The organism is Paracidovorax wautersii, assembly GCF_031453675.1.
Lineage (GTDB): Bacteria > Pseudomonadota > Gammaproteobacteria > Burkholderiales > Burkholderiaceae_C > Paracidovorax.
The window spans coordinates 2,398,994-2,417,522 of sequence record NZ_JAVIZX010000001.1 but is presented as its reverse complement, the minus strand read 5'-3'; the positions used below and the strand labels follow the sequence as shown (position 1 = coordinate 2,417,522).

The 18,529-nt window shown below is 70.9% G+C and carries 18 protein-coding genes; 13 read left to right on the top strand and 5 right to left on the bottom strand.

From position 1 onward, the window contains the following. Nucleotide 1 precedes the first annotated feature (1 nt). Both QE399_RS10925 and QE399_RS10920 read right to left on the bottom strand, forming a co-directional pair. Nucleotides 2-580, bottom strand: coding sequence for a DNA-deoxyinosine glycosylase (locus QE399_RS10925; RefSeq protein ID WP_405043520.1), 579 nt, complete (start codon nt 578-580; stop codon nt 2-4). A 208-nt stretch (nt 581-788) separates the two neighbouring features. After that, the gene (locus QE399_RS10920; RefSeq protein WP_309828686.1) at nt 789-1,628 is read right to left on the bottom strand and encodes a TatD family hydrolase; all 840 of its coding nucleotides are present in this window, start codon (nt 1,626-1,628) and stop codon (nt 789-791) included. Between the two features lie 167 nt (nt 1,629-1,795). Here QE399_RS10920 and QE399_RS10915 point away from each other — a divergent pair, with 167 nt between their 5' ends. From QE399_RS10915 to QE399_RS10885, 7 genes are all read left to right on the top strand, one after another. Then, the gene (locus QE399_RS10915) at nt 1,796-2,731 is read left to right on the top strand and encodes a S1C family serine protease (protein ID WP_309828684.1); all 936 of its coding nucleotides are present in this window, start codon (nt 1,796-1,798) and stop codon (nt 2,729-2,731) included. Between the two features lie 213 nt (nt 2,732-2,944). Beyond that, nucleotides 2,945-3,967, top strand: a complete 1,023-nt coding sequence (locus QE399_RS10910) for an AAA family ATPase (protein WP_309828682.1) — start codon at nt 2,945-2,947, stop codon at nt 3,965-3,967. A gap of 143 nt (nt 3,968-4,110) precedes the next feature. Further along, entirely contained in the window at nt 4,111-5,094 is a 984-nt protein-coding gene (locus tag QE399_RS10905; protein ID WP_309828680.1) for a DUF58 domain-containing protein, read from the top strand. A gap of 40 nt (nt 5,095-5,134) precedes the next feature. Continuing rightward, the gene (locus tag QE399_RS10900; protein WP_309828678.1) at nt 5,135-6,181 is read left to right on the top strand and encodes a VWA domain-containing protein; all 1,047 of its coding nucleotides are present in this window, start codon (nt 5,135-5,137) and stop codon (nt 6,179-6,181) included. Nucleotides 6,182-6,648: 467 nt separating this feature from the next. Further along, nucleotides 6,649-6,996 carry a DUF3649 domain-containing protein gene (locus tag QE399_RS10895; RefSeq protein ID WP_309828676.1) on the top strand — a complete coding sequence of 116 codons (348 nt, stop codon included), beginning with the start codon at nt 6,649-6,651 and terminating at the stop codon, nt 6,994-6,996. Then, on the top strand, nt 6,993-8,711 hold the full coding sequence (locus tag QE399_RS10890) for a PepSY-associated TM helix domain-containing protein (protein ID WP_309828674.1): 1,719 nt from the start codon (nt 6,993-6,995) through the stop codon (nt 8,709-8,711). Before QE399_RS10895 ends, QE399_RS10890 begins: the two co-directional genes overlap by 4 nt. Continuing rightward, nucleotides 8,708-9,064, top strand: a complete 357-nt coding sequence (locus QE399_RS10885; protein ID WP_309828672.1) for a DUF3325 domain-containing protein — start codon at nt 8,708-8,710, stop codon at nt 9,062-9,064. The genes QE399_RS10890 and QE399_RS10885 overlap by 4 nt, the downstream gene beginning before the upstream one ends. A gap of 314 nt (nt 9,065-9,378) precedes the next feature. On the opposite strand, the gene QE399_RS10880 is transcribed toward QE399_RS10885, so the two are convergent. Next, nucleotides 9,379-10,278 (bottom strand): LysR substrate-binding domain-containing protein, encoded by a 900-nt coding sequence (locus QE399_RS10880; RefSeq protein ID WP_309828670.1) that lies wholly within the window; start codon nt 10,276-10,278, stop codon nt 9,379-9,381. A 112-nt stretch (nt 10,279-10,390) separates the two neighbouring features. On the opposite strand from QE399_RS10880, the gene QE399_RS10875 reads away from it, so the two are divergent. Together QE399_RS10875 and QE399_RS10870 are read left to right on the top strand one after the other, a co-directional pair. Then, nucleotides 10,391-11,098, top strand: coding sequence for an SDR family oxidoreductase (locus QE399_RS10875; protein ID WP_309828667.1), 708 nt, complete (start codon nt 10,391-10,393; stop codon nt 11,096-11,098). Nucleotides 11,099-11,142: 44 nt separating this feature from the next. Next, nucleotides 11,143-11,553, top strand: a complete 411-nt coding sequence (locus tag QE399_RS10870; protein WP_309828665.1) for a hypothetical protein — start codon at nt 11,143-11,145, stop codon at nt 11,551-11,553. A 75-nt stretch (nt 11,554-11,628) separates the two neighbouring features. On the opposite strand, the gene lolD is transcribed toward QE399_RS10870, so the two are convergent. Together lolD and QE399_RS10860 are read right to left on the bottom strand one after the other, a co-directional pair. Beyond that, a complete protein-coding gene (lolD, locus tag QE399_RS10865; RefSeq protein ID WP_309828663.1) occupies nt 11,629-12,315 on the bottom strand; it encodes a lipoprotein-releasing ABC transporter ATP-binding protein LolD in 687 nt (228 codons plus the stop codon). Between the two features lie 174 nt (nt 12,316-12,489). Beyond that, nucleotides 12,490-13,743 carry a lipoprotein-releasing ABC transporter permease subunit gene (locus tag QE399_RS10860; protein ID WP_309828661.1) on the bottom strand — a complete coding sequence of 418 codons (1,254 nt, stop codon included), beginning with the start codon at nt 13,741-13,743 and terminating at the stop codon, nt 12,490-12,492. Between the two features lie 95 nt (nt 13,744-13,838). Between QE399_RS10860 and QE399_RS10855 the strand changes: the two genes are divergently transcribed. From QE399_RS10855 to QE399_RS10840, 4 genes are all read left to right on the top strand, one after another. Beyond that, nucleotides 13,839-14,834 carry a phosphoglycerate mutase gene (locus tag QE399_RS10855; protein ID WP_309828659.1) on the top strand — a complete coding sequence of 332 codons (996 nt, stop codon included), beginning with the start codon at nt 13,839-13,841 and terminating at the stop codon, nt 14,832-14,834. Beyond that, nucleotides 14,831-16,555, top strand: coding sequence for a single-stranded-DNA-specific exonuclease RecJ (recJ, locus tag QE399_RS10850; RefSeq protein WP_309828657.1), 1,725 nt, complete (start codon nt 14,831-14,833; stop codon nt 16,553-16,555). Before QE399_RS10855 ends, recJ begins: the two co-directional genes overlap by 4 nt. Before the next feature lie 447 nt (nt 16,556-17,002). Next, complete coding sequence (locus tag QE399_RS10845; RefSeq protein ID WP_309828655.1) at nt 17,003-17,866, top strand: 3',5'-nucleoside bisphosphate phosphatase; 864 nt, start codon at nt 17,003-17,005, stop codon at nt 17,864-17,866. A gap of 10 nt (nt 17,867-17,876) precedes the next feature. Then, nucleotides 17,877-18,512: an L-threonylcarbamoyladenylate synthase gene (locus QE399_RS10840; protein ID WP_309828653.1), complete on the top strand. Its 636-nt coding sequence runs from the start codon at nt 17,877-17,879 to the stop codon at nt 18,510-18,512. The last annotated feature ends 17 nt before the right edge of the window (nt 18,513-18,529 follow it).

The following is an 18,529-nucleotide window of genomic DNA, read 5'->3' as shown; positions in this document are numbered from 1 at the left end:
GTCACACCAATCCAAAGGGGGCCAGGGCGTCGGCCCAGGCGTTGCGTTTCTTCTCGAAGCTCCAGGCGGCATGGGCCGGGCTGGTGGAGGGCAGGCGCAGCGAGGCGATCGCCCCGTCCGCACTGCTGTCCAGGCCCAGGCTCGCCCGCACGGCGGGCGCATGCCGGAAGCTCTCCCCGCCATTGTGGGCGATGGCGGCCAGCCGCGGCAGCTGCGCACGCAGGCCGCGGAAGTCGTTCACCTGCGCCTTGCGGATGGCCGCGTCCAGGCTGCCTTCGCGCTCGCAGGCCGCATACACGTCCCACAGCCCGAGGCCGCGGTCCAGCAACCAGGCGCAGCGTCCCGCGTAATCGGCGCGGTCCGGCAGCGGGTGGCTGGGCCACAGCGATTGCAGGATGCGCCAGAACTGGTTCTGCGCATGGCCGTAGTACTGCCCCGCGCGCAAGGATGCCGCACTGGGGAAGCTGCCCAGCACGAGCACCACCGTCTGTGCCGACACGACCGGCGGCAGACCCACCAGGGCCTGAGAGGCGGAGGCGGAAGCGAGGGACGGCGGGGCAGCGGCGGGCATGGCCGGCATTGTCCTGCCAATGCAGGACAGCGCGGAGATCGCAGGGAGGGTGCGCACACGCGGGATGCAACACTATCAAAACAATAGCTAATTGCGCTTATCCCTATTGGTCTAGATGCCAAAATGGCTTGAAACCTACGCCCACCCTGCGTGCGCAGCGGGACTGGTGAAAACGCTGCGCCGGGCGGTTCGGCCGTGCCGCAGCCGGCGCCCCGCCTCAGGGCGGCGACAGCAGCGTCGCCAGCCGGGGCAGCGCGGCGCAGGCGTTGGCGTGTGTCGCCTCGGCCAGTTCCTGCACCGGCATGCCGCGCAGCTCCGCCACCACGGCGGCGATGCGCGGCAGCTCGCCGGGGGTGTTGCGCGCCTGGGGCGTGCCGGCCTCGCGGTCGGCGGCCGTCACATACAGCCAGTGCGGGGGAATGTCAGGCGCGTCGGTTTCCATCACCAGGGAGGAAAGTGGCAGCGCCTGCGCCAGCCGCCGCAGCTGCAGTGCGCGGTCGAAGGTGACGGCGCCGCCGAAGCCCAGCTTGAAACCCATCGCGATGAACGCTTCGGCCTGCTGCTGGCTGCCGTTGAAGGCGTGGGCGATGCCGCCACGCACGGGCAGCTCGCGCAGGGCCTTGAGCAGCTTGTCCGACGAACGCCGCACGTGCAGGATCACCGGCAGGTCGAAGCGGCGGGCCAGCTGCAGCTGGGCGCGGTAGAAGCGCTCCTGCCGCGCGGCGTCCAGGCCGGGCACGAAATAGTCCAGCCCGATCTCGCCGATGGCGACCAGGCGCGGGTCGTCGCGGTGGGTGGCCAGGGCCTGCTCCAGCACCTGGACGTCGCCGTCGCCCGCGCGGCCGGTGAACAGCGGGTGGATGCCCAGCGCATAGCTGTCGCCATGCCGGTGGGCGAGCGTGCGCACGGCCTCCAGGTTGGCCAGCTCGACGGCCGGCAGCACGCAATGCCTGACGCCGGCGCCGCGGGCGGCATCGCGCACGCCATCCACATACGCGCGGCCGGCGTGCGCCTCGAACTCGTCAAGGTGGCAGTGGGTGTCGATCCAGGCGTCCATCGCACGATGATGCCAGCCCATCCGCGGTCCTGCGGCGAGCAGGCCATGGCCCGCCCAGGGAAACACAAGGACACATGCAGGCGGGCGCGTTCCGTGCTACTGTGAACATACGCGTCCGCCACGTCCCCCGCCGCCCCATGCCGGGGAGCCCATCCTGAGGTGACTGCATGCCCCGGCCCCCACGCTACAGCCCGTCCCGCCGCGCGCCAGCGCCCCTGCCGCCGCTGTCCGCTGCCGCGCCCGCAGCGGCTGCGGCTCCGCGCGATGAGCGCTCCCAGCCCTCGGCTCCCGCCGCTTCCGGCTCGCCCCCACCCTCCGTCCGTGCACCTTCCCACCACCGCCTCTGGGCCGTGATCGCCCTGCTCAGTTGCCTGCTGGCCGCCAGTCTGTGGTGGGGCCGGCAACCGCCGCCCCCGGCCCTCACGCAGAAGGACATCGACGCCGCCGTGCTGCACAGGCTGCAGACGCAACCCCTGCCCTCGGCCGCCGCGCGCGCCGCCGCGGCGGTGGCGCCGTCGGTCGTGCGCGTGGTGGGCTATGCACGCACCAAGAAGGGCAAGGAGGTGGAGCGCGGCATCGGCACCGGCGTGGTCATCGTGGACAAGGGCATCATCCTCACCAACCTGCACGTCGTGCAGGGCGCCCAGCGGGTGACGGTGACCTTTGCCGACGGCATGGAGGCCGGCGCCAGTATCACCGGCATGCAGCCCCAGAACGACCTGGCCGTGCTGCAGGCCCACAAGATTCCCGACGACCTGCAGGCCGCGCCGCTGCGCTCCACGCAGGGGCTGCAGCCGGGCGACGGGGTGGTCGCGCTGGGCTTTCCCTTCGGCATCGGGCCGTCGCTTTCGGCGGGCGTGGTGTCGGGCCTGCAGCGTGAGTTCGACTCGCCCGAGGGCAAGCAGGAGCTGCGCAACCTGATCCAGTTCGACGCAGCGGCCAACCCCGGCAATTCGGGCGGGCCGCTGATCACCATGGACGGCGAGGTGGTGGGCATCGTCACCGCCATCCTCAACCCCACGCCCGCACGCACCTTCATCGGCATCGGCTTCGCGGTACCCATCGAGAACGCCGCATCGGCCGTGGGCATGCCGCCGTTTTGAAGATGGACGCCCCCCTGAGCGGCTGCGCCGCTTCCCCCCGCTCTCGCAGCGCTACGCACTGCGGGCAGGGAGACGACGCCAGCGCGGCGGGGCGGCCCTTGCGCGGCGTCTGCTGGCATGGCCTGCTCCGCGGCCTTCGGAAGGGACAGCCGGCGCCAGTGCATGGGCCTTTGGCCGTTCCGCCTCGTCAATAACGCATCAGAAAGGACCGCCATGGAACACGTGCCAACGCACACCGCCACGCTGATGGAGCAGATCCTCTACGAGGTCAAGCGCGTCGTCGTCGGCCAGGACCGATTCTTGGAACGCGTGATGGTCGCCATGCTGGCCCAGGGCCACCTGCTGGTCGAAGGCGTGCCGGGGCTGGCCAAGACACTCACCGTCAAGACGCTGGCCAGCGCGGTGCAGGGCCGGTTCAAGCGCATCCAGTTCACGCCGGACCTGGTGCCGGCCGATCTGGTCGGCACGCGCATGTACAACCAGCGCACGGGCGATTTCAGCACCACGCTGGGGCCGGTGTTCACCCACCTGCTGCTGGCCGACGAGATCAACCGCGCCCCGGCCAAGGTCCAGAGCGCCTTGCTGGAGGTGATGCAGGAGCGGCAGGTGACCATTGCCGGCGAAACGCACCGTGTGCCCGAGCCCTTCCTGGTCATGGCCACGCAGAACCCCATCGAGACCGAGGGCACCTACGCCCTGCCCGAGGCGCAGGTGGACCGCTTCATGATGAAAGTGCTGGTGGGCTACCCGACGGAAGAGGAAGAATTCGTCATCGCCGAACGCGCCCTGGCGCCGGCCGTGCAGGTAGCGGCGGTCGCCACCACCGACCAGCTGGCCGCACTGCAGGCCGAATGCCGCAAGGTCTATGTGGACCCGTCCCTGCTGCAGTACGGCGTGCGGCTGGTGGCCGCCACGCGCGCACCGGCCGACTACGGCCTGAAAGAACTGGCAGGCCGCATCGCCTGTGGTGCCAGCCCCCGCGCCACCATCGCCCTGGCCGAAGGCGCCCAGGCGCTGGCCATGCTGCGCGGGCGCGGCTACGTGCTGCCCGAGGACATGGCCGACATCGCCCCCGACGTCCTGCGCCACCGCATCGCCCTGTCGTACGAGGCGCTGGCCGAAGGCCTGGACGCCGACGCCCTCATCACCCGGCTGATGGCCCATCTGCCGGCGCCCGCGCGCCCGCTGCACCATTCGGCCGACGAGGCCGAGGCCGTGGAGGCGCGCCGTGCTTGATGTGGAGCCCCCCCTTGAGACCCTGCAGGCCTCCGTGCTGCAGCCAGAGGCGGCCCTTCAGGCACGTCCCAGCCTGCGCAGGCAGACGCGGAGCCGCGGCCCTCTGCCACCGCTTCAAAGGCCACGGGCCATGGGGCACTGACATGGCCGCCCCTACCGCCGCAAGCTTCGCCCTGCCTACGCTGGGCGCACCCGGCCCCGCCCAGCGGCTGCTGCAGCGGCTGGAATGGACGGTCATCCGGCGGCTGGACGGCCTGCTGCAGGGCGACTACCGCACGCTGATGCGCGGCAGCGGCATCGACCTGGCGGACCTGCGCGAGTACCAGCCGCACGACGACGTGCGCCATATCGACTGGAATGTGACGGCCCGCCTGGCCATGCCCCACGTGCGGGTGTTCTCCGAAGACCGCGAGATGACCGCCTGGTTCCTGCTGGACCTGAGCCCCTCGGTGGACTTCGGCCCGCCCGGGCAGACCAAGCGGGACATCCTGGCCGGCTTCGTGGCGGTGCTGGCGCGGCTGCTGACACGCCACGGCAACCGCGTCGGCGCCGTGCTCCATGGAGCCCAAGGCCCCAGGGACACCGTGCTGCCCGCGCGCGCCAGCCGGGCACACGTGCTGCACCTGGTCCACCAGCTGTTGCCGGCAGACACCGCCGCCGCTCTGCCCGGCACCCCGCCCGGGGCCACCGAACTGCACCGCCTGCTGCGCTCCGCCGAAGGCGCCCTGCGGCGGCGCGCCTCCGTGTTCGTGGTGTCCGACTTCCTCAGCGCTCCGGGCTGGGAGCAGCCCCTGGCACGTATCGCGCAGCGCCACGACGTGGTGGCCGTGCGCCTGCTGGACCCGCTGGAGCGCGCGCTGCCCGACATCGGCCTGGTCACGCTGCGCGACCCCGAGACGGGCGAGCAACTGCAGGTGGACACGCGCGACCGCGGCTTTCGCCAGCGCTTCGCCCGCCTGGCCGCCGAGCGCGAGGCGGCACTGAAGCAGGCCCTGGCACGCGCCGGCGCCGACACCCTCGAACTGGCCACCGACGACGACCTGCTGGACGCGCTGGTGCGCTTCATGGACCTGCGCGGCCGCCGGCCGCGGCATGTGCCCGGCACGCCCGCCCGGCACACGGCCTGAACCGCGCGGCACGCAAAGAGAACGCAACAAGGAGCCCGGCATGGTGTTTCTCTGGCCATCCTTCCTGTGGCTGCTGCTGGCCTTGCCGCTGCTGGTGCTGCTGTACTGGTGGCTGCTGCGCCGGCGCAAGGCCACGGCCCTGCACTACCCCAGCCTGGGCCTGGTGCGCGCAGCCATAGGCAGCGGCCACCGCTGGCGGCGCCACCTGCCGCCCGCGCTGTTCCTGCTGGGGCTGGCGGCGCTGCTGGTCGCCGCCGCGCGGCCGCTGGCGGTGATCGCCCTGCCCTCGCAGCAGCAGACCATCATGCTGGCCATGGACGTTTCGGGCAGCATGCGCGCCAACGACGTCCAGCCCGACCGGCTCACCGCCGCGCAGAATGCCGCCAAGGCCTTCATCACGGACCTGCCTCGCCACGTGCGCGTGGGCGTGGTGGCCTTTGCCGGCAGCGCCCAGCTGGCGCAGCTGCCCACCCAGAACCACGAGGACCTGACCAGGGCCATCGACAGCTTCCAGCTGCAGCGCGGCACGGCCACGGGCAACGGCATCCTGCTGTCGCTGGCCACGCTGTTTCCGGACGCGGGCATCGACATCTCGGCCCTGGGAGGGCGCCAGTCCATGCGCGTCCAGCCCATCGACGAAGTGGGCCGGCCGCAACCGGGCAAGAAGCCCTTCACGCCGGTAGCGCCCGGCTCGTACAACTCCGCCGCCATCATCATGCTCACCGACGGGCAGCGCACCACGGGCGTGGACCCGCTGGAAGCCGCCCAGTGGGCCGCCGACCGCGGCGTGCGCGTGTACACCGTGGGCGTGGGGACGGTCGCGGGGGAGACGATCGGCTTCGAGGGCTGGTCCATGCGCGTGCGGCTGGACGAGGACACGCTCAAGGCCGTGGCCCTGCGCACCAACGCCGAGTATTTCCACGCGGCCACCGCCGCCGATTTGAAGAAGGTCTACGAGACCCTCAGCTCACGGTTGACCGTCGAGAAGAAGGAAACCGAAATCTCCGCCCTGCTGGCGCTGGCCGGCGCCGTCCTGATGCTGCTGGCAGGCGGGTTGTCGGTGTGGTGGTTCGGGCGGCTGCTGTAGCGCAACGTTGGGCCTCCACCGGCGCATCAATCTGTCACGGGGCGCCGAGGCCCTGGCGAGAAAAGTCGGCGACGCGGCCTCTCACCGGCAGCTATCCACGGTCAACGGCCGGAAGCGTCTCCGGCGGCGGCTGAACACCGTTGGGTCACAGCGCTCTTCCCCAGGCGGGGGCGCTGCGCGCGGCCCGGCGCCCATGGCAGGCCCGCCGAGAGCGCAGCGCTCCGCGCACGCCGCCGCTTCCACGCGCAAGCACAGCACCTTGCGCCGGCCGATCGCCCCATTGTTGATAGTGATTTTCATTTAGAATGTTCCTCTTTTGCGGGGCGGCCTCGCTTGGCCCGGGGCCGGGTTGCCGTGTACCCCAGCGCCTTTGCCGGCGCCCGAATCCCTGTTTCTCCGCAGCCCCGGCGCTGCGCTGCGCCTCGTGCCGAGGTTCGCCGCGTGGTTCCCCAGGGCCGGCCACCGACATGACACTGCAAGCGCCTTCCTCCTCCCAGGCCCTGCGCGGACGTCGCCTCTCGCTCAGCGAGGGCGCACGGTACCGCTGGGCCGTCGCCTCGCGCGCGCTGGCCGCCATCGGCGGCGGCTACGTGCTGTCCGCCCTGTGCTCGACGGCCATGGCGCTGTGGCTGCCGCTGGCGCGGGCCGAAGCGGTGCTCACCGGCACCATGGCCTCGTTCCTGGTCTACACCGGGGCCGTGATGTGGGTGTTCGCCGCCCGCACCGCCTGGCGCGCCTGGGCCGGCCTGGCCATCCCGTCGGCGCTGTTGGGTGCGGCACTGTGGCTGGCCCAGCGCAGCGGAGGTGCGGCATGAAGGAAGGTTTCCGCCAGTCGATGGCGTGGCTGCACACCTGGTCGGGGCTGCTGGTCGGCTGGGTGCTGTTCATGGTGTTCGCGACCGGCACGTCGGCCTACTTCCGCGACGAGATCAGCCGGTGGATGAAGCCCGAACTGCACCAATCGGGCCCCGCCACGCACGCGGACGCCGCGCTGTCCGCTGCCAAGGCCCAGGACTACCTGCAGGCCCATGCCCAGGGCAGCAACCGCTGGACCATCCGCCTGCCCGACGGGCGCGAGCCCGGCGTCTCGATGTTCTGGCCCGTGCCCCAGGCACAGCAGCCGGCCGCTGCGGCCGGCGGCGAGCAGCGCCCGCGGCGCGCCCGCTTCGAGAACGCCACCATCGACCCCGCCACGGGCGCGCGGGTGGAGGCGCCCCGCCAGACGCGCGGCGGCGACTTCTTCTACCGCCTGCATTTCGACCTGCACTACATGCCGGCCGTGTGGGCGCGCTGGATCGTGGGCTTCTGCGCCATGTTCATGCTGGTGGCCATCGTCAGCGGCATCGTCACGCACAAGCGCATCTTCAAGGACTTCTTCACCTTCCGCCCCAAGAAGGGCCAGCGGTCGTGGCTGGACGCGCACAACGCCACGGCCGTGCTGGCACTGCCCTACCACCTGATGATCACCTACACCGGGCTGGTCACGCTGATGTTCCTGTACATGCCCTGGGGACCGCAGGCGGCCTACCAGGGCGATGAGCAGGCCTTCTTCGCCGAGGTCTTTCCCAACAATGCGCGCAACATCGGCCGGCCCAGCGGCACGGCCGCGCCGCTCGTGCCCCTGGGCGGACTGGTGCGCCAGGCCAGCGAGGCCTGGGGCGGCCAGCCGGTGGCGCGCATCACCGTCAGCAACCCGGGCGACACCACGGCGCGCGTCACGCTGTTCAACGAGAACACGCGCGGCGTGTCGAGCAAGCAGGCCTCCATGGTGTTCGACGGCGCGACGGGCGCGCTGCTGGAGCGGCGCGGCGAGGTGCTTCCCGCGGCCTCGGAAACACACGGCGTGCTATACGGCCTGCACATCGCGCGGTTCAGCAACCCGTTCGTACGCTGGCTGTTCTTTCTCTCCGGTTTGGCGGGCACGGTCATGGTGGCCACGGGCCTGCTGCTGTGGGCGGTGAAGGAGCGGCAGAAGTACGCCAAGGCCCTGGCAAAGGGCGGCCGCATCGGCTGGGGCCTGCGGCTGGTGGACGGCTTGAACGTGGCCGCCGTGGCCGGCCTGCCCCTGGCCATGGCCGCGTTCTTCTGGGCCAACCGGCTGATTCCCGCGGGGCTGGCCGACCGCAGCCCGCTGGAGATCACCTGCTTCTTCACGGCCTGGGGTGCGGCGGCCGTGGCCGGCATCGCCTGGCCCGCGCGGCGCATGTGGCAGGCGCAATTGGCCATCGGCGGCCTGCTGTTCGCACTGCTGCCAGTGCTGAACCCGCTGACCGGCGGCGCCGGGCTGTGGACGGCGCTGCCCCAGGGCCTGTGGGCGATCGCCGGGTTCGACCTTACCGCCCTGGGCCTGGGCCTGGCACTGCTGGCCTGTGCGTGGTGGATCGGCAAGCGCAAGCCCGCGTCCAAAGGGACCACACGCCCTGCCGCGGCCCGTCCCGCCGCCCGTGAGGAATCCTCCCTTACGCCCCAGGCAGAGCCCGGTCTGGCCACCGCCCATCAAGCCCTGCAATCCACCGGAGCGACGCCATGAGCCCCCTGCATTTCACGCTGGCGCTGTCGTCCTGCATCGCCGCCTTCGCTTCCTTGGGCCTGGCCATGGACCGCCACTACGAAGACAGCTACGGGCGCGGCAAGGAGCCCGGCCCCGGGCTGCGGCGCGCGCTGCGCCTGGCCGGCACGGCCGGGCTCTTGGCATCGCTGTGGGCCTGCATCGCAGCGGTCGGCGCGGCCCAGGGCTGGGTGTTCTGGTTCGGCGTGATGACGCTGTCGGCGCTGGCCGTGGTGCTGCTGTTCACCTACGCACCGCGGCGCACCATGCGGGTGCTGCAGATCGGCACCGCGCTGGCCGGGGCATGCGCAGCCGCGGCCTGGCTGGGGCGCTAAGAACGTGTTTACGATCTCCCAGGGGCCGCGCAGTGGCGTTTGCGGGAGGGGATGCAAGGCGCGGTGCGCAGTGGATAGATCGGCTATCCACAAGCGCCGCAACGCCGCAGACCGCCCGCAAACGCCACTGCCCGAAGGGTTGGAACGAAATCGGGCGATTGAACGCCTCGAATGCTTGCATGGGCACGAGCCCATGCGGCGCATCCGAAGCGTCCACTCATTCCGATTGCGCTCCAACGCGACCCCTGCGAGATCGTAAACACGTTCTTAGAACCTTTTCAGGGCCTTTTCGGAGGCGCGCGCCGCCTGTGCGCTCAACGCGCCTGCGCGGCCAGCCATTGCCGCAGCTCGGCCACGGCCTGCGGCTGGCGCTGTTTGCGCGGAAAGACCAGGTAGTACCCGGCATCGGTGCGCAGGGCCTCCCCCAGCACGGGCACCAGCCGCCCGGCCGCCAGGTCGGGTGCCACGAAGTCCTTCTGTACCAAGGCCACGCCCTGGCCCGTGAGGGCCGCGTCGATGGCCAGCGTGGTCTGGTTGAACCAGATCGCCTTGGAAGGTAGCGCCGCCATCGCCGGTGCGCTGTGTTCCAGGTACTGCGCCCAGGAGGACTGCGAGTCGTGCAGCAGGACGAGCGCATCCGGCCCGTCCGCCAGCGGCTTGCCCCGGGCCAGGCGCTGCACGCGCTCCTGCACAGCCGGGGTGCCGACCGCCACCAGGCACTCCTCCAGCAGCAGATCGGCCTGCAGCCCTGGTCCGAACGACGGGCGGCCGTAGCGCACCGCCAGGTCCACCGCTTCGGTGTGGAAGTGCGACAGGCGCTCGGTCGCCAGGATGCGCAGATCGACGTTCGGGTGGACGCGCGTGTAGTCGGCCAGCCGCGGCATGAGCCATTTGCTCGCGAAGGTCGGCGTGACGCTGACCGTGAGGCGCAGCGGCTCGGGCCGCAGGCTGCGGGTGGCGTCGGCCAGCAGGTCGAAGGCCCGGCGCACGTTGGCCACGTAGCGTTGGCCGTTCTGGGTCAGCACCAGGGTGCGGGGATGGCGCTCGAACAGTTTCAGGCCAAGTTCCGCCTCCAGTGCGCGGATCTGCTGCGCCACGGCGCCCTGTGTTACGCCCAGCTCCAGCCCGGCCAGGCGGAAGTTGAGGTGGCGGCTGGCCACCTCGAAGGCCCGCAGGGCGTTAAGGGACGGCAAAGGGTCGAGCGGGGCATTCATGCGATAGATTTTCTACTGATTCGCGGCAGCCGGCCTGCTGCACTCTTCCAACCACGGGCGTCCCGTTCCAAGAACAATTGCCTTGGCCGGCTGGCGGCATGCAAAGGTGGTTATGGCAGTAGAAAAAGTGGCACTCATTACGGCGGGAGGAACGGGCATGGGCGCCGCCGCGGCGCGCCGCCTGGCGGCGGACGGCTTCCAGGTCGGCATTCTTTCGTCGTCCGGCAAGGGCGAGGCGCTGGCCGCCGAGCTGGGCGGCATCGGCGTGACGGGCTCGAACCAGTCGCTGGACGACCTGGGCCGGCTGGTGGCGCAGGCGCAGGCCCGCTGGGGCCGGGTCGACGTGCTGGTCAACAGCGCGGGGCACGGCCCGCGCGCGCCGCTGCTGGCGCTGTCCGACGAGCGGTGGCTCGACGGCATGAACACCTATCTGCTGAACGTGGTGCGGCCCACGCGCCTGGTGGTGCCGCTGATGCAGCGCCAGGGCTCCGGGGGCGCCATCGTCAACATCTCGTCGGCCTGGGCGCTGGAGCCGAGCGCGCTGTTCCCCGCGTCGTCGGTGATGCGGGCCGGCCTGGCGGCGTTCACACGCATCTTCATCGACAGCTTTTCCCACGACAACATCCGCATGAACAATGTGCTGCCCGGCTGGATCGACAGCCTGCCGGCCCAGGACGGGCGCGCCGCGGCCGTGCCGCTGCAGCGCTATGGCCGCGCCGAGGAGGTGGCGGCGACCATTGCCTTCCTGGCGTCCGAAGACGCGGCGTACATCACAGGCCAGAATCTGCGGGTGGACGGCGGGCTGACGCGGTCCGCCTGAGCCAGCAGCCGCTCGCTTTCCTTTCGCTACGTTCCCGGATGCCCATGCCCCACCGAATCCTCCTGCGCCTGATGGCCGTCGCCGTCCTGCTGCCGAGCACGCTCGGCGCGGGGTTCGGGTCCTTGCTCGGCGGGGCCTTCGTGGCCGATGCGCTGCGGCGTGGCCACGCGCTGCCCGCTGCGGCCGCGCTGGCCGTCGCCATGGCCGCGGGCTGGTTCGGGCTGCTGACGCTGTGGCGCCTGTACTACCGGCTGTTGCGCGGGGATGCGGGCTTCAGCCGGCGCACCGCCTGGCTCGGCCTGGCATGCGGCTCGGCCGTGAGCGCGGGGTCGATGGCCGTGACCGGCGGCACGCTGCCGGTGCGCATCGTCCTCTTCGGCTGGCCCCTGCTGGGCGCCGCGTTCTTCGGTGCAGTGCTGTGGCGGCTGCCCCGGACGCCGAAGGCGCCGGGCTAGCACCCGCACGCCCCACGCCATTTGCTACTTTATTTATAGCTTAATCCGCTTACCCATAAAGCGCTGGAGGCCGATTCAAGCCAAAACGCCGGAATTCATCCGCACCACGCGGTCGCAGCGCTCGGCCAGTTGCTCGTCGTGCGTGACCATCACGAAGGCCGTGCCCTGCTCGCGCGCCAGGCGCAGCATCAGCTGGAACACGCCGTCGGCGGTGGCGCGGTCGAGGTTGCCGGTGGGCTCGTCGGCCAGCACACAGGCCGGCTGGGTGACCAGGGCGCGGGCGATGGCCACGCGCTGGCGCTCGCCGCCCGACAGCTCAGCCGGGCGGTGCTGCACGCGCTCGCCCAGGCCCACGGCGGTCAGCATCGCCTCGGCCCGCTCGGTGCAGGTGGCGTAGGGCAGGCGGCGGATGCGCAGCGGCATGGCCACGTTGTCCAGCGCGCTGAACTCGGGCAGCAGGTGGTGGAACTGGTAGATGAAGCCCAGGTGCTGGTTGCGCAGCTCACCCTGGCGCGCCGCCGACAACGTATGGAAGGCCGCGCCCTGCAGTTGCACGCTGCCGGCCGTGGGCGCATCCAGCCCGCCCAGCAGGTGCAGCAATGTGCTCTTGCCCGAGCCCGAGGCGCCCACGATGGCCAGCGTCTCGCCCGCACGCACATCCAGGTCGACACCCTTGAGCACCGTCACATCCAGCCGCCCCTCGGTAAAGCGTTTGGTCAGGCCACGGGCCTGCAGAACCACATCGTTTTTCACTGCATTCATCTCAGTTGTTCCTTGCGCTGTGCGCCACCCACGGCCCATGAGACCGGCGCGGCCCAGGCCAGCGGCAGCCGAGCAAGGGTCGCCCCGCAGCGAGGGCTGCGTCCCCCTGCCCGCAACGCGCAGCGATGCGAGAGCGGGGGGAAGGCGCAAAGCGCCTCAGGGGGGTGTTCCTGATCACTCATACCGAAGCGCCTCCGCAGGATTCACGCGGCTGGCGCGCCAGCTCGGGTACAGCGTGGCCACGAAGGCGAGGATGAGCGAAATCACGCCGATGGGCACGATGTCGCTGCTTTGCGGATCGCTCGGCATCTTGCTGATGAGGTAGATGTCCTTGGGCAGGAAGCTGGCGTTCAGCGCACGCTCGATGGCCGGCACGATCACGTCGATGTTCACGGCGATCCCCAAGCCCAGCAGCAGGCCGGCCAGCGTGCCGATCACGCCCACCATGGCGCCCTGCACCACGAAGATGCCCATGATGCTTTTCGGGCTGGCGCCCAGCGTGCGCAGGATGGCGATGTCGGCACGCTTGTCGGTCACCGTCATCACCAAGGTGGAGACGAGGTTGAAGGCGGCCACGGCCACGATCAGCGTGAGGATGATGAACATCATGCGCTTCTCGAGCTGCACGGCGGCGAACCAGGTGCGGTTCTGCTGCGTCCAGTCGCGGATCAGCAGGTCCCCGCTCAGGCTGCCGGCGAGCTGGCGCGCCACTTCGGGCGCGGCGTGCAGGTCCTTGAGCTTGAGGCGAATGCCCGTGGGCCCTTCCAGCCGGAAGATGCGCTGGGCGTCGTCGTGGTGCATGAGCACCAGGGCCGAGTCGTATTCGTAGTGTCCGGAATTGAAGGTGCCCACCACCGTCATCTGCTTGAGGCGCGGCACCACGCCGGCCGGCGTCACCTGGCCGCCGGGCGCGATCAGCGTCACCACGTCGCCGGCACGCACGCCCAGCATCCGTGCCAGCTCGCTGCCCAGCACCACGTGGAACTCGCCCGGCACCAGGGCCTTGAGCGCTTCCACGTTGGTGGCCGCCAGATCGGTCACGTCGGCCTCGCGTTGCGGATCGATGCCGCGCACCAGGGCGCCCTTCATGTCCTCGCCGCGGGCCAGCAGCGCCTGCGATGCCACGAACGGCGCGGCGCCCACCACGTTGGGGTTGGCCCGCGCCTCGGACAGGGTGCGCTCCATGTCGGGCAGCGCCGCGCCGTGGGGCGCGAAGATCTCGATGTGCGAGACCACGCTGAGCATGCGGTCGCGCACCTCTTTCTGGAAGCCGTTCATCACCGACAGCACGATGATGAGCGCCGCCACGCCGAGCGCGATGCCCAGCATGGAGACGCCCGAGATGAACGAGATGAAGCCGTTGCGGCGCGTGGCACGCCCGGCCCGGGTGTAGCGCCAGCCCAGGGCCAGTTCGTAAGGAATTTGCATGGGGTGTGGTTGGAGGCGCCCGGCGCCAGCGCGGACAGGAGGGACAACGGCGACCTCCGGGCGGCGCCGATTGTGGCATCCCGGACAATACACCCATGTCGGACGTGAACCACTTGATCATCCCCCTGGCCGCCAGCACGGCAGAAGGCTGCCAGCAGGCCCTGCGCGGGCTGGAACTGCCCCACCTGGACCGCCTGCTCGCCCGCCTGGCCCCCGCCGCCCCGCCCGATGCCGGCGAAGAAACCGACTTCACGCCCCCGCATGAACGCGCCCTGGCCCGCCACCTGGGCCTGCCCGCCGGCCCCGATGGCACCACGCCCTGGGCGGCCTGGCATCGCCAGCAGCAGGCCGCATCCACCGACAGCAACGTCGCGGATGCCGATGATGGTGGCGATGGCAATGCCGCCTGGGCCTTCATCACCCCCTGCCAGTGGCAGGTCAGCACCGAGCACGTGACCCTGGCTGACCCGGCCAGCCTGGCGCTGGACGAAGCCGCCTCGCGTGCGCTGATGGAAGTGCTCAGCCCCTGGTTCGCCGAGGACGGCATCACCCTCTTCTACGACCAGCCCACGCGCTGGCTGGCCCGCGGCGCGGTGTTCGACGGCCTGGCCACGGCCTCGCTGGACCGCGTGATCCAGCGCGACGTGCGCGCCTGGATGCCCGACGCCGCCCGGGCGCGCACCCTGCACCGCCTGCACAGCGAGATGCAGATGCTGCTCTACACCCACCCCCTCAACGACGCCCGGGCCGCACAGGGCCTGCCGCCCGTCAATGCCTTCTGGGTGCATGGCGCCGGACGCCTGGGCGCGCCGCCCGCCGTTGCCGCAGCCACGCAGCCCACCGTGCCTTTGGGCCTGCGCGACGCGGCCCTGCACGAGGACTGGCGCGCGTGGGCCGCCGCCTGGGCGACGCTGGACGCAGGCCCGGTCGCCCGGCTGGCCGAGCGCGCCGCCGCCGGCGAGCCCGTTCATCTGACGCTGTGCGGCGAGCGCAGCGCCCAGTCCTTTCACACCGCTCCGCGCGGGCTGGCGCACAGGATTCGAAGCCTTTTCAGGCCCCAGCGCTTTGCAGACGTGCGCGAGCAGCTATGAATATAATAGCTAGAGACATCCCGCCCCGCGCCGCCTGGGCGTTGGAGCAAGGCGGCGTGCACCCGCTGCTGGCGCGCCTGTACGCCGCCCGCGGCATCCGTGCGCTGGACGAACTGGACGACGCCCTCGCCCGCCTGCTGCCGCCCGCCGGGCTCCTGGGCGTGCGCGAGGCGGCCGTGCTGCTGGCCGACGCCATCGCGCAGGACCGGCGCATGGTCATCGTGGCCGACTACGACTGCGACGGCGCCACCGCCTGCGCCGTGGGTGTGCGCGGACTGCGCCTGCTGGGCGCGCGGCACGTGGACTATCTGGTGCCCGACCGCGTGGCCGACGGCTATGGCCTCACGCCCAGCATCGCCCGCCGCGTGAAGGAGCGCGGCGCCGACCTGCTCATCACCGTGGACAACGGCATCGCCAGCGTGGACGGCGTGGCCGAAGCGCAGGCGCTGGGCCTGTCGGTGCTGGTGACCGACCACCACCTGCCCGGCCCCGTGCTGCCCACGCCCGATGCGATGGTCAACCCCAACCAGCCCGGCTGCACTTTCGAGAGCAAGTCCATCGCCGGCGTGGGGGTGATGTTCTACGTGCTGATGGCGCTGCGCACCGAACTGCGCGAGCGCGGCGTGTACGACAAGGCCAGCCAGCCCAAGCTGGAGCCGCTGCTGCCGCTGGTGGCGCTGGGCACCGTGGCCGACGTGGTGCGCCTGGACAGCAACAACCGCCGCCTGGTGGCACAGGGCCTCAAGCGCATCCGCGCCGGGTTCATGCCGCCCGGCATCCAGGCGCTGTTCACCGCGGCCGGCCGCAAGTCGCACGAGGCCACCACCTTCGACTTCGGCTTCGCCCTGGGCCCGCGCATCAACGCGGCCGGCCGCCTAGCCGACATGACGCTGGGCATCGAATGCCTGCTGACCGACGACCCCGTGCGCGCCCTGGAGCTGGCACGGCTGCTGGACACCATCAACCGCGAGCGGCGCGAGATCGAGGGCGGCATGCGCGAGCAGGCCCTGATCCTGGCCGAGGGGCTGTGCGCGGACGGGATCACGCCTCCACCCGCGATCAGCGTGTTCGACCCGGACTTCCACGAGGGCGTGGTCGGCATCGTCGCCTCGCGCATCAAGGACAAGCTGCACCGCCCCACCTTCGTGTTCGCCGCCAGCAGCGCGCCCGGCAAGGAGCACGAAATCAAAGGCTCGGGCCGCTCGATTCCCGGCTTTCACCTGCGCGATGCGCTCGATCTGGTGGCCAAGCGCCACCCGGGCGTGCTGCTCAAGTTCGGCGGCCACGCCATGGCGGCGGGCTGCACCGTGGCACGCGACCAGTTCGACACCTTCGAGCGCGCCTTCGCCCAGGTGGCCCAGGAATGGCTGGACGCGGCCACGCTCACGCGCCGCATCGAGACCGACGGCCCCCTGGCCCCCGAGTACTGCCGCGCCGAACTGGTGGACACGCTGCACCGCGAGGTGTGGGGCCAGGGCTTTGCGCCGCCCACCTTCAGCGAAGAGGTGGAGATCGTGAGCCAGCGGCTGGTGGGCGAGGGCAAGAACCATCTGTCGCTCAAGCTCATGCACCAAGGCCGCCCGGTGGACGGCATCTGGTTCGGCCATACCGACCAGTTGCCCGCCCGGGTCATGCTGGCCTTCCGGCTGGACGTGAACGAATGGAAGGGCGAGCGGCGCGTGCAGTTCCTGGTGGAAGGCGCGCAAAGCCCGGCCGCTTGATCCCGCGCAAACAGGCCCAGGGCGCGGGCTGCGCCGTGTAGGCTGGCAGCAAGTTTGGGGGCGTAGCATGCCGGGCGCCGTCATGCCACTTCGCGATTGCTAGTCCAAACAGCCGCCAGGCCAATAGCAATCAGCGCAAAAAGCTATTAATTAAATAGCAAACACTGACAGCCATCTGGGCCCTGGCTCCCGGCCACCGATGCGGTGACCCGGGCGTGCAGGCAGGCAGGCAGCGCGTTTGCCCCACCGGCCGTGCCGCGGGCGGAGCCGGCAGGCGCGTAGGCATGGCGCCCAGAACGCGGCGGGGCCGAAAGACGGCGTCGGAACGCCGCAGCCACGGTGCGTCCAAGATGCCCCGGGTTGCCCTTTGGCGCCTTTGCCCCCCTTGCAAACGGTGTCAACCACGGGGCGGGCGCTGCACGCGCGCGACGCTTCTACAATGGTCCAGTGCCCACCACCCTGAACGCCGACCTCCACTGCCACTCCGTCGTGTCCGACGGGACGCTCACGCCCGAGCAGCTCGCCGAGCGCGCCCGGGGCAACGGTGTGCAGCTGTGGGCGCTGACCGACCACGACGAGATCGGCGGTCAGCACCGGGCTGCAGCCGCTGCGGCGGCGCAAGGCATGCAGTACCTCACCGGCACGGAGATCTCGGTCACCTTTGCGGGCACCACCGTCCACATCGTGGGCCTGGGATTCGACCCGGACGACGCCCAGTTGGCGGACGGCCTGGCCCAGACCCGTGGTGGCCGGGGCCAGCGGGCCCAGGAAATGGCGCAGCAGCTGGCGCTGGTCGGCATCCGCGGCGCGTTCGAGGGCGCGCTGCGCTATGCCGGCAACCCCGAACTCATCTCCCGCACGCACTTCGCGCGCTTCCTGGTCGAAACCGGCGCATGCCGCGACACTTCCGAAGTCTTCCGCCGCTACCTCACCGAAGGCAAGCCCGGCTACGTGCCCCACCGCTGGGCCGCGCTGGGCGACGCCGTGCGCTGGGTGACCGAGGCCGGCGGCATGGCCGTGATCGCCCACCCGGCGCGCTACAAGTTCAGCGCCAACGAAGAGTTCGCCCTCTTCTCCGAATTCAAGCAGCACGGCGGCCGCGGTGTGGAAGTCGTCACCGGCAGCCATGCACCGTCCGAATACGGCACCTACGCCGACATGGCACGCGAGTTCGGCCTGGCAGCATCGCGGGGCAGCGACTTCCACAGCCCGGACGAATCCCACGTGGACCTGGGCACGCTCCCGCCGCTGCCGGCCGACCTGACGCCGGTGTGGGAGCTGCTGGCGGACCGCATCCGGCCCGCACCCTGACCACCCTGTAATGGCACAGTACTTCGAAGTCCACCCCGACAATCCCCAGCCCCGCTTGCTCAAGCAGGCGGCCGCGCTACTCAAGCAAGGCGCCGTGCTGGCCGTGCCCACCGACTCCAGCTACGCGCTGGTCTGCCAACTGGACGACAAGGACGCCGTGGACCGGCTGCGCCGCATCCGCCAGGTGGACGAGAAGCACCATCTGACGCTGCTGTGCCGCGACCTGTCCGAGCTGTCGAGCTACGCGCGCGTGGACAACCGCCAGTACCGCCTGCTCAAGCTGGCCACGCCGGGGCCGTACACCTTCATCCTGGACGCGACCAAGGAAGTGCCGCGCCGCGTGAGCCACCCGCAGCGCAAGACCATCGGCCTGCGCGTTCCGGACCGCAAAGGCCTGCAACTGCTACTGGAACTGCTGGGCGCGCCGCTGCTGGCCACGACGCTCATCCCGGCGGGCGAGTCCGAGCCGCTGAACGATCCGCAGGACATCCGCGCCCGGTACGAGAAGCTCATTGACGCCGTGGTCGATGCGGGCGCCTGCCCCCTGGAGCCCACCACCGTGGTGGACCTGACGCCCATGGAAAGCGGCGGCGAACCCACGGTCGTACGCCAGGGCCGCGGCAGCCTGGCCGCGCTGGGGCTGTAGCCCCCGGCCGGCAGCAA